Source organism: Streptomyces sp. NPDC015220, from assembly GCF_043079345.1.
Lineage (GTDB): Bacteria > Actinomycetota > Actinomycetes > Streptomycetales > Streptomycetaceae > Streptomyces.
Map to the genome: position 1 here is coordinate 1 of NZ_JBIBUK010000047.1, position 9,587 is coordinate 9,587.

9 protein-coding genes are annotated in these 9,587 nt (G+C 72.4%); 1 reads left to right on the forward strand and 8 read right to left on the reverse strand.

Translation table 11 applies throughout. The features are described from left to right. Positions 1-129: 129 nt before the first annotated feature. From ACF061_RS38890 to asnB, 6 genes are all read right to left on the reverse strand, one after another. Positions 130-564 (reverse strand): hypothetical protein, encoded by a 435-nt coding sequence (locus tag ACF061_RS38890; RefSeq protein ID WP_392271748.1) that lies wholly within the window; start codon positions 562-564, stop codon positions 130-132. Positions 565-836: 272 nt separating this feature from the next. Further along, the gene (gene mshA, locus ACF061_RS38895; RefSeq protein WP_392271749.1) at positions 837-2,156 is read right to left on the reverse strand and encodes a D-inositol-3-phosphate glycosyltransferase; all 1,320 of its coding nucleotides are present in this window, start codon (positions 2,154-2,156) and stop codon (positions 837-839) included. Positions 2,157-2,242: 86 nt separating this feature from the next. After that, entirely contained in the window at positions 2,243-3,820 is a 1,578-nt protein-coding gene (locus ACF061_RS38900) for a class I tRNA ligase family protein (protein ID WP_392271750.1), read from the reverse strand. Positions 3,821-3,867: 47 nt separating this feature from the next. Then, entirely contained in the window at positions 3,868-4,605 is a 738-nt protein-coding gene (locus ACF061_RS38905) for an SDR family oxidoreductase (protein ID WP_392271751.1), read from the reverse strand. A gap of 124 nt (positions 4,606-4,729) precedes the next feature. Further along, positions 4,730-5,704 carry a PrpF domain-containing protein gene (locus ACF061_RS38910; RefSeq protein ID WP_392271752.1) on the reverse strand — a complete coding sequence of 325 codons (975 nt, stop codon included), beginning with the start codon at positions 5,702-5,704 and terminating at the stop codon, positions 4,730-4,732. Further along, positions 5,701-7,470, reverse strand: coding sequence for an asparagine synthase (glutamine-hydrolyzing) (asnB, locus tag ACF061_RS38915; protein ID WP_392271753.1), 1,770 nt, complete (start codon positions 7,468-7,470; stop codon positions 5,701-5,703). The genes ACF061_RS38910 and asnB overlap by 4 nt, the downstream gene beginning before the upstream one ends. 135 nt (positions 7,471-7,605) lie before the next feature. Here asnB and ACF061_RS38920 point away from each other — a divergent pair, with 135 nt between their 5' ends. Further along, the gene (locus tag ACF061_RS38920) at positions 7,606-8,346 is read left to right on the forward strand and encodes a PIG-L deacetylase family protein (RefSeq protein ID WP_392271754.1); all 741 of its coding nucleotides are present in this window, start codon (positions 7,606-7,608) and stop codon (positions 8,344-8,346) included. A gap of 8 nt (positions 8,347-8,354) precedes the next feature. Here ACF061_RS38920 and ACF061_RS38925 read toward each other — a convergent pair whose 3' ends face one another. After that, positions 8,355-9,035 (reverse strand): maleylpyruvate isomerase family mycothiol-dependent enzyme, encoded by a 681-nt coding sequence (locus ACF061_RS38925; protein ID WP_392271755.1) that lies wholly within the window; start codon positions 9,033-9,035, stop codon positions 8,355-8,357. A gap of 18 nt (positions 9,036-9,053) precedes the next feature. Beyond that, positions 9,054-9,587 (reverse strand): adenosylhomocysteinase (locus ACF061_RS38930; protein ID WP_392271756.1); only part of this gene is annotated, 534 nt, incomplete at its 5' end.

The window sequence follows — 9,587 nt, forward strand, 5'->3', positions numbered from 1 at the left end:
CAAGACGCTCGGCTGGGATACCCCAGCCGAGCGTCTACGTGATCTACTCACCACCTAAAACCCAGTGGTGTTGCGACGACCCCTAGAACCCAAGCTCGCGGTGCCCCGGGGGCCTTTCTGTCGCACCTGTCACACGGCGGCCACGGCGGTCGGCCAGTTGTTGTCCGCGGTGAGCGTCGGCCAGTTGTTGTCCGGTCCGACGGCCGGACAGTCGTCGCCGGCGGGAGCGACCGGCCAGTTGTTGTCCGTCCCGGCGACCGGACAGTCGTCGTCGGCCGGAGCGGTCGGCCAGTTGTTGTCCACGGTGACCGCCGGCGGGTTGTCGCCCCCTCCGGCGACCGGCCAGTTGTTGTCCGCGGGAACGACCGGCCAGTTGTTGTCGACGGGCACGACCGGCCAGTTGTTGTCGTTCCCGTCGGCCGCCGTCCGCTGCTCCGCCTGGTGGCCGAGCGTCGGCAGGGCGGTCACCGCCGCGCCACCGGCGACGGCCGTTCCGAGCGCCAGGACGAGCACGAGCTGACGGGCGATGTGGCGGAACCCGGCGGTGCGGACGACTGCGGACATGATTCCTCCAGGATGCGAGTGCTGAATTAGTGCCTTTCGGGGGCCCGTGCCGCCGGGCCGCTTCCGAAGACATTTCAATCATCGCCCGCACGCGAGGGTGAATCCATGGTTCCTCCAGTCGTGGATATGCCATGGCGCGGACCGGACATCGGCCATCTCCCGAATAAAGAAAGCCAAGGTTCCGGAGAAACCGATCCGGCCATTCGGGGCGGCTTCCGGCCATGCATCCCGATTTGGAATGTACCGCTCTTTTGGCCGCGCCAAAGAAAGCATTACGCTGGTACCGCGGCCCTCCTGTCCCTCCAGGAGGGAGCGGTCGCCGGGGCAGGGGCGTGCCGCCGCCTCTGCCCCACTCCGGCAGGCCCGTCCGACAGGGCCCGCCGGTACACCTGGAGCGTCCGCCGTGCCGCGGCCTGCCAGCTCATGCCGCTCGCGTGCTCGACCGCCGCCTCCCCGAGGCGGGCCGCCGCCTGTGGGTGCCGCGCGAACCACAGCAGCGCGCGGGCGTAGTCGGCCGGCTCGTGGCCGGCGACGAGCAGTCCCGTCACCCCGTCGCGCACGGCGGCGGGGAGCCCGCCGACGGCCGCGGCCAGCACGGGAGTTCCGCATGCCTGCGCCTCCAGGGCGACCAGACCGAAGGACTCGCTGCGCGAGGGCATCACCAGTACGTCGGCGGCCCGGTACCAGTCGGCCAGCTGCCGTTGCGGGACGGCCGGTTCGAAGCGCAGCACGTCACGCAGACCGTACTGGTCGCACAACTCCCGCAGGCCGCCTGGTTTCCGCGCTCCGGAACCGCTGAGTCCCCCGACGACGGGGACCAGCAGCCGGGAGCGCAACCCTGGCTCCCCGCGGAGCAGTTCGGCCACCGCGCGCACCAGGACGTCAGGTCCCTTCAGCGGCTGGATCCGACCCGCGAACAGCGGGACGAAAGCCCCTTGCGGCAGCCCCAGCCGGGCGCGTGCCGCCCTCCTGCCGTCGGCCGGGTGGAAGGTCCGGGTGTCGACTCCCGGCGTCACGACATCGGTGCGGTCCAGGTCGGCGGCGTAGAGACCGCGCAACGCCCCGGCCTCCTCCGCCGTGTTGGCGATGAGCCGGTCGGCGGTCGCGACGAGCCGGCTCTCCCCCTGGACACGTCGCTCCGGTTCCGGTGTGTCGCCCGCCGCGAGGCAGGCGTTCTTGACCCGTGCCAGGGTGTGCATCGTGTGCACCAGGGGGACCCGCCAATGGGCGGCGGCCAGACCGCCGGCCTGTCCGGAGAGCCAGTAGTGCGAGTGCACCAGGTCGTAAGGGGTGTTCGGGCCGCTCTTCAGGAGGGCGAGGGCGAACTCCAGCACCAGCCCCGACAGGGCTTCCTTGGGCAGTGGACGGCACGGGCCGGCGTGCAGGTGCCGTACCTGGACGCCGGGAGCGAGCTGCACCCGCGGCGGGTGCCCCTCCCCGCGACACCGGGTGAACAGATCCACCTCGGCGCCCTGTTCGGCCAGGGCGCTCGACAGTTCGGTCATGTAGACGTTCATGCCGCCGGCGTCTCCCGTACCGGGCTGGTGCAGCGGCGAGGTGTGGACGCTGAGCATGGCGATACGCAGGGACACGAGGACGCTCCTTCGAGTGGCGGGAAAAGGTCGTGCCCACCGGCTCCGCCGGGCGGAGGGGTGGGCACGACCGATTGCCGGGGCGGTCAGAAGCCGAACACGGGGCCGGTCGGCGGGGCGAGCCGGGTGCCCGGGGCCGGTGGAACGAGGGCGTGCGGGGTCACCGGCCCCCCGGGCGTCAGCCGCAGTGCCCCGGCGAGCCGGCCCGCTCCCTCGGGCATGACGGGCCAGGCCCACGCGGCGAGCGCCGCCGCCACCGCCAGCTGGGCCATGATCGGTTGCAGGTGCCGTCCGGACCCGCTCGGGCGGCGTCGTTCGAAGACGTTGACGTAGCCGAAGTCCGTGGTGCAGCGCACCACCTCGTCCAGGACGGCGACCGCGCGGCGCGGGTCGAATGCCTCGGGTTCGTACGCCTCGCGCACGTCTTCGGCCGCCCGGTGCAGCCGGCGCCGCAACGCCTCCCAGCCCTCACCGCCGGGCTCCGCCTCGGGCACCCGGCCCGCGCAGTCCTCGCGCACCGCGGTGAACAGCCGGCTCAGCCAGCTGTTCCAGGTGCCGTCCAGCAGGTCCCGGGTCCGGTGGAGTTCCTCCCGGCGGAAATCGACCGTGCGGCCCAGCGGCCTGGCCTCCAGTACGTGCCGGCGCAGCGTGTCGGAGCCGAACTCGGTGAGCAGGTCGAGCGCCCACACGGCCGGTTTGCCCTGGGGGTCCCGGGCGTCCTCGACGTCGATGCCGTACGCCTCGGTCACGTGGAACCGCTGCGGCAGCTTCAGCCCGCGGGCGACCAGGATCGCCGGCAGCAGGACCGCGTGGCAGAAGGAGTGCCCGAACCCGCAGAAGTGGACGGTGCGTTCGGGCAGGGGTTCGTCGCCGCCGTATCCGATCAGGTGCATGGCGGCGGCCTCGAAGCAGGCGTCGACCCGGTGGCCGGGGAAGCCGTCCACCGGAACCGGCACGCCCCACTCCCCCGGGTGTCCGACGGCGATGTCCGGCAGCCCGTCCTCGATGAGGCTCTCGCACAGCACGGCGAGGCGAGGGGGCAGCCCCGCGGATCGCCAGTGGTCGGCGAGCTGCTCGCGCAGGGGTTCGAGGAGCAGGAAGAGACGGCGGCAGCGACGCGGTCTCGCCGGCGAGCCGCACAGGGCGCAGACCGGGTCGATGAGCTCGCCGTCGTTCGGCCGGGCGCACGCGTGGCACAGCCCGCCGTCCCCGCGCGCGCCGCAGTGCGCGCACGTGCCGGTGACATGGGCTCCGTACAGCCAGCGGTCGCAGGACGCGCAGTGCGGCAGCAGCCGGGTGCGGGCGGCGATGACGTCCTGCGCGTACAGGTCGAGGAAGAGCTCCTGCAGGCGGCGGTGGTAGCCACGGTCCCGGCGGGGCTGGACGACACGGTCGAACTCGACGCCGGCGCGCAGCCAGTCGGCGGTGATCGCGGCCCGGTAGCCGTCGGCGACCTCCTCCGGCTTGCGCCCGCCGCGCAGCGCCCGCACCGCGACCGAGTCGGCGTGGTCGGCGATGCCCGTGGTGAACAGCACCGGCTGCCCGTCGGCACGCAGATGACGGCTGAGCACGTCGGCGGCGACGTACGGACCGGCGAGGTGACCGATGTGCAGTTCGCCGTCGCTGGCGGGCGGGGTCGCGGTGATCCAGAGTGGGGTGCTCATGGACGGTCTCCTTGACGGTCTGATGAGCGCTGCTGAGCCACGGGTGTTCAGCGCGGTTCGAAGTGGAACGAGCGGATGAAGCAGTCGCGTGGCTGCTCCACCGCGTAGACGATGCATTCGAAGAGGGCCTGGGTGGTGAGTTTCTCGTCGGGGTACTGCGGGTCCCTGCCGATGCCCTCCCATTCGGCGGAACGCGGGTCGGAGGTGGAGAAGTCGGGCGGGTAGAGGGAGAAGACGCGGACGCCCGAGGGGCGCAGCCGGCGGGCGAGGATGTCGGCGAAGCCCGCCTGGGCGCCCTTGGCGGCGTAGAAGGCCTCGTGTGCCGGGGAGTCGGCCGCTCCGCCGGGACTGCACACCGAGACCATGTTGACGATGTCGGGGCGCTGGGAGGCGCGGAGCAGCGGCAGGAAGTGCTTGACCATGAGGACGGTGCCGCCCGCCGTGGACTCGATGGTCTCGACGATGGAGTCGTCCGAGGCGCCCTCCAGTTCGAGGCCGTCCAGCCAGCGCGCTCCGTTGTTGACCAGGAGGTCCACCCGGTCGGTGTGCTCCTGGACGTGCCGGGCGAATGCCCGGATCTCGGCCGGCCGGCTCAGGTCGCAGCCGAAGGCGTGAATTCGATTCCGGGCTTCGCCCAGCACTTCGGTTCTCGTGCGTTCCGCCGCCTCGACCGTGCGCGCCGAGACATACACCTCGGCGCCGAGGTGCGCGAATCCAATGGCGATCGCCCGTCCGAAATACCGGGACGCCCCGGTCACCACGACACGCAGATTCTCGAATTTCATCCTGGAGATCACTCCCCCCGGTCGGGACATGGCAGTGAGAATTCCCGTTGACCTGGCGGGAATCGAACCGATCACCAGGGTGGCAGAGGGATGCCGTGGACAGCGGCCCGGAACGGGTGCGCGTTCACGCCGTGACGTGGATACGCCAGGGCAGGGCCAGGGCGTGTTCGAGCACCCGGGCTCGCTTGCCGTGGACGGCGGCGGACCGCAGCCGCCCCGAAGCGGCGTCGGCGGAGACCAGGACCGGGCCGGACGGCGTGTCGAGGCGGAGCGGACGCCCCCGGGCCGCGGGTGCGCACCGTGCCCGGGCCCCTCCCGCCGGACGGCCCGTGCGCGCCAGGCGGGCCGGCACCGTACCGGGCACGGCGGTGCCGGCCGCCACGCACACGCTCCCGGTGACGGCCAGTGCGGGGTGCCAGCCGGTGACCGTCACCGCGCGGACGGACAGCGTCCCGGGTCCGTACGCGCCCACCGCGGCGATCTTCGGCAACGCGCCCCGGGCGGGGAGTCCGAGCAGCCGGGCCGCGGCGGCGCGCACCGCGAGCAGCCGGGCGAACACCGCCGGGCCGGCCCGGAACAGTGCGGTCGGCGAGTGCAGCCCCAGGTCGTGGGCGTCGACGAAGACGTACGGATTGCCGTACCGCACGAGCGACACCGCGAGGCCGCACAGCCGGTCGACGGGGCGGCCGGTGGGCAGCAGCCCGGCGAGCCGCACGGCCCGTTCCGTCCTGATGGTGTACGTCCCGCCCGGTTCCGGCACGCACACCACCGTGTCCCCCGTGGTCACCGCCCTGACCCGGACGGCGCCGGGCCGTCCGCTGCCCACCACGGCCGCCAGGAGCGAGTGGCCGCAGCCGGTGCGGAAGTCGAAGCCGTCGTCCAGACACTGCACGAAGCGGTAGTCGAGGTCGTGCGCGGGATCGGCCGACCGGCCGAGCAGCGCGAGTTTGCGGACGTCGCCCCGCCCGGTGTCCTCCAGCCACCGGCGGACGCCGGTGAGTTCACCGCTCGTCGCCAGGGCGCCCGCGGGGAGCAGGTCCCGCTGAAGCACGAGGGTGGGTCCGGGGGCGCCCTCGGCCTGGACGACGTCCGCGATCACGCCGCGCAGCCGACGGAGACCCGCATGCCCTGCACCACGTCGGTCCACAGCTCGCAGACCGCCAGGGCCCACAGGGCGAGCGCGTCCTGGTGCGAGGGGCGTTCCTCGTGGCGGGCCCAGAGCGCCCGCACCCGGTCCGGCCGTACCTGGCCCGCGCGCATCAGCCTGGCCGGCGCAAGCAGGTCCCGCACCGGGCCGTGGAGCGGTCCGCCGGGGGCGAGCATGGCGGACAGGGGCAGTGTGAAGGGCTGCTTCGGGCGGTTCAGCACCGACGGCGGCAGCAGGTCGCGCCCCGCTTCGACCAGTGCGCGCTTGTCCTGCCGGCGGTCGGCGGGCAGCGCGCGGGCGACCGAGGCCACGGCGGGCTGGCAGAACGGTGTCCGGGCCTCCACCGCCCAGGCCATGCTGAGGTGGTCCACCCGCCGCAGATGGTAGGCGGGCAGCCGCCAGCGGGTCTCGAATCCGGCCAGGGTGCTGGTCCGGTCGGTGCGGGACGCGCGGAGCCCGGCGCCGATCCGGTCGGCCGCCGATCCCCGTTCGGCGACGAACGCCCGGTAGTCCGGGGTGTAGAGCCAGTCACGCAGCAGCCGCGGGGCCGCCGCGAGCGCGTCGACGTAGGCGTCGGCCCAGTCGCTGCCCTCGGGCGCGGCCAGGGCGGCGCGCACCCGGTCGTACCCGCCGAAGAGCTCGTCAGCGCCGTCGCCGGTGAGGGCGACGGTGAAACCCGCCTCGCGCACGGACTTGAAGAGCGCGTAGGTGCTGAGCGCGATGGGATCGGCGTTGGGCTGTCCCAGGTGACGGACCGTGCGGGTGAGCAGGGAGGGGAACTCGGCGGGGTCGACGTCGATCTGGTGGTGGACGGTGCGGGCGCGCCGGGCCACGGCCTTGGCGTGGGCGTGCTCGGCGCCCGGCCAGCGGCCCCGGTAGCCGAGGTGGAACGTGTGCAGCGGCGCGATCACCTCCGCTGCCAGCGCGGTGACCAGGCCGGAGTCGAGTCCTCCGCTGGTGATCGCGCAGACCGGGACGTCGGCGTCGGCCAGCCGGTGCACCTCGTGGCGCAGCGTGTCCAGCACCCCGGACGTCCGGCTTTGTTCGCGCGGGCGGCGGCGGCAGACCCGCAGTCCCCCGCTCCCCTGTGCCATCGCCGTGGCGCCGGGCGGCAGGACGCGGATTCCCCGCAGGGCGGTCTCGGTGCCGAACGGGGCCTTGGTGGCCAGGACGGTGTCGAGGGTCTCCGGGAGCGGATCCGCCGGTACTCCGTCGAAGGCGAGCAGGGCGGGGATCTCGGAGGCGAACCGCACGGCGCCGTCCGGTCCCTGGTGGTAGTGCAAGGGCTTCATGCCCATGTCGTCGACGGCGAGGACGAGCCGGGGCCGTCCGGCCCGCAGGTCCACCACGGCGACGGCGAACATTCCGTCCAGCCGCTCGGCGAACGCCGGGCCGTACTCGGCGTACAGCGCCGGCAGCAGGCTGCCGTCGCAGGAGTCCGGGAAGCGGTGGCCGCGTGCGGCCAGGTCGCGGCGCAGTTCCCGGTGGTTGTAGATCTCACCGTTGAGCACGGCGACGACGCCGGGCGCGGTCGGCAGCCGGAAGGGCTGGGAGCCCCGGGCCGGATCGGTGACGGCCAGCCGGTCGCAGCCGAGCGACCAGCCGCCTCCGGCCTGCACACCGCGTTCGTCGGGGCCTCCGTGCCGCTGCCGGGCCGACACCGTCGCCAGCTCGGGTCCCGTGGCCGCCACGGCGAAGGAGCCGAAGATCCTGCACATGCCGGTCGCCTCCGAATCTGGAATCTACCAATTCCTTGAATGTACCAATTCTTTGACTGGCACGTAAGTGCCATGTCGTGGATGCGCCACGACCATGCCTTGCCGACCACATGCGGTGGTCAACACGCTTGTTCCATGGACGAGTTCATGACCGACTCCCCCGATCGCAGTACTCCCGAGAGCCTGCTGGTGGTGGCCGCGCACCCCGATGACATCGAGTTCTGTGTCAGCGGCACGGTGATGCAGTGGGTGGCCCGCGGCACCACCGTGACCTACTGCATCGTCACGGACGGCGACGCCGGCGGATACGACGAACGGCTCCCGCGCCAGGCCATGGCGGATCTGCGCCGCGCGGAGCAGGTCCACTCGGCCAAGCTCAGCGGAGTGCACGACGTGCGCTTCCTCGGCTACCCCGACAGCTTCGTCGAGCCGGGCGTGGAACTCCGCCGCGACCTGTGCCGGGTGATCCGGCAGGTACGGCCGCAGCGCGCGATCGTGCCCAGCCCCGAGATCAACTGGAAGCGGGTCGCCGATCTGCACCCCGACCACCGGGCCGTCGGCAACGCGGCCCTGCGCGCCGTCTACCCCGAGGCCCGCAACCCGTTCGCGCACCCGGAGCTGCTGAAGGAGGAGGGCCTGGGTCCCTGGATCGTCCCCGAGCTGTGGCTCATGACGGGTCCCACGCCCAACCAGTACGTCGACGTCACCGCCGTCTTCGACCGCAAGGTCGACGCGCTGCGCATCCACACCTCGCAGACCGCGCACTTCGACGACCTGGCAGGCCTGCTGCGCGACTGGCTCGCCGAACACGCCAGGGCGGGCGGCCTGCCGCAGGGCCGCCTCGCCGAGGCGTTCCAGATCGTGCGGACCGACTGAGCCGCGGATCACCGGTACATGAGCAGCTCCTTCTCCGTCGTGCCCGACAGCTCGTAGCGCGTGCCGACCAGCGGCCGCCCCGTGTAGATGCGCACCAGCGTCGGTACGTCGCCGTGGAACCGGCCGGCCGTACGCTCCTCGCCCCCGCCGTCTCCGAACAGCAGCGGCGCCGGGCAGCCGGTGAGGTGGGCGTGCAGGCGCGGGGTGTTGCGCCGCCGGCTGGTCCGCTGGAGCAGCGGCAGGGCGTGGCCGATGCTCGCTCCGCCGTACGCGCCGGGTTCGCCGAACGCCTCGCGCACGTCCCCGGCGTGCACCCACTCCCCCAGCGCGACGGCGTCCAGCAGGCCGTCGTCGCGCTCGGCGATGACCTCTCCCGCCTCCGTGAAACCGCGCTCCAGCTCGTCCAGCACGCGGCCCAACGGCCACGTCTCGCGTTCCGCGACGTCCGCGGCGTTGGAGTCCGGCAGGAACACGCCCTCTTCGAGGCGGTGTTCGACGATACGGGTCAGGGCCGCACCGCAGTGCGCCAGGAGCTGGCGCACGGTCCAGCCGGGGCAGGCCGTGCGCAGGTCGAACCTGTCCTCGGGCGCGGCCCGCAGCAGCGGCATGAGAATGTCCCGCTCGGTGCGCAGCAGCCGGCCCGGCAGCTCCGGATCCCGGTCGTGGTCCTGGTTCTCGGACATCGTCATCGTCTGTGTTCCGTCGGCTCAGTAGCGGTAGTGGTCCGCCTTGTACGGGCCGTCGACCTCCACACCGATGTACGCCGCCTGCTCCGGGCGCAGCGTGGTGAGTTTGACGCCGAGGGCGTCGAGGTGGAGGCGGGCGACCTTCTCGTCGAGGTGCTTGGGCAGGACGTAGACGCCGGTGGGGTAGGCGTCGGGCTTGGTGAACAGTTCGATCTGGGCGAGGGTCTGGTCGGCGAAGGAGTTGGACATCACGAAGGAGGGGTGTCCGGTGGCGTTGCCGAGGTTGAGCAGGCGGCCTTCGGAGAGGACGATGATGACCTTGCCGTCGGGGAAGGTCCAGGTGTGGACCTGGGGCTTGACCTCGTCCTTGACGATGCCGGGGATCTTGGCGAGGCCGGCCATGTCGATCTCGTTGTCGAAGTGGCCGATGTTGCCGACGATCGCCTGGTGCTTCATCCGGGCCATGTCCGAGGCCAGGATGATGTCCTTGTTGCCGGTGGTGGTGACGAAGATGTCGGCGCTCTCCACGACCTCGTCCAGGGTGGTGACCTGGTA

What these genes read in the sequence shown, in the direction of transcription:
- ACF061_RS38900 (WP_392271750.1), bottom strand. Translation starts at nt 3,820, where the DNA reads ATGAGCACCCCACTCTGGATCACCGCGACCCCGCCCGCCAGCGACGGC.
- ACF061_RS38905 (WP_392271751.1), bottom strand. Translation starts at nt 4,605, where the DNA reads ATGAAATTCGAGAATCTGCGTGTCGTGGTGACCGGGGCGTCCCGGTAT.
- ACF061_RS38890 (WP_392271748.1), bottom strand. Translation starts at nt 564, where the DNA reads ATGTCCGCAGTCGTCCGCACCGCCGGGTTCCGCCACATCGCCCGTCAG.
- asnB (WP_392271753.1), bottom strand. Translation starts at nt 7,470, where the DNA reads ATGTGCAGGATCTTCGGCTCCTTCGCCGTGGCGGCCACGGGACCCGAG.
- ACF061_RS38925 (WP_392271755.1), bottom strand. Translation starts at nt 9,035, where the DNA reads ATGACGATGTCCGAGAACCAGGACCACGACCGGGATCCGGAGCTGCCG.
- ACF061_RS38920 (WP_392271754.1), top strand. Translation starts at nt 7,606, where the DNA reads ATGGACGAGTTCATGACCGACTCCCCCGATCGCAGTACTCCCGAGAGC.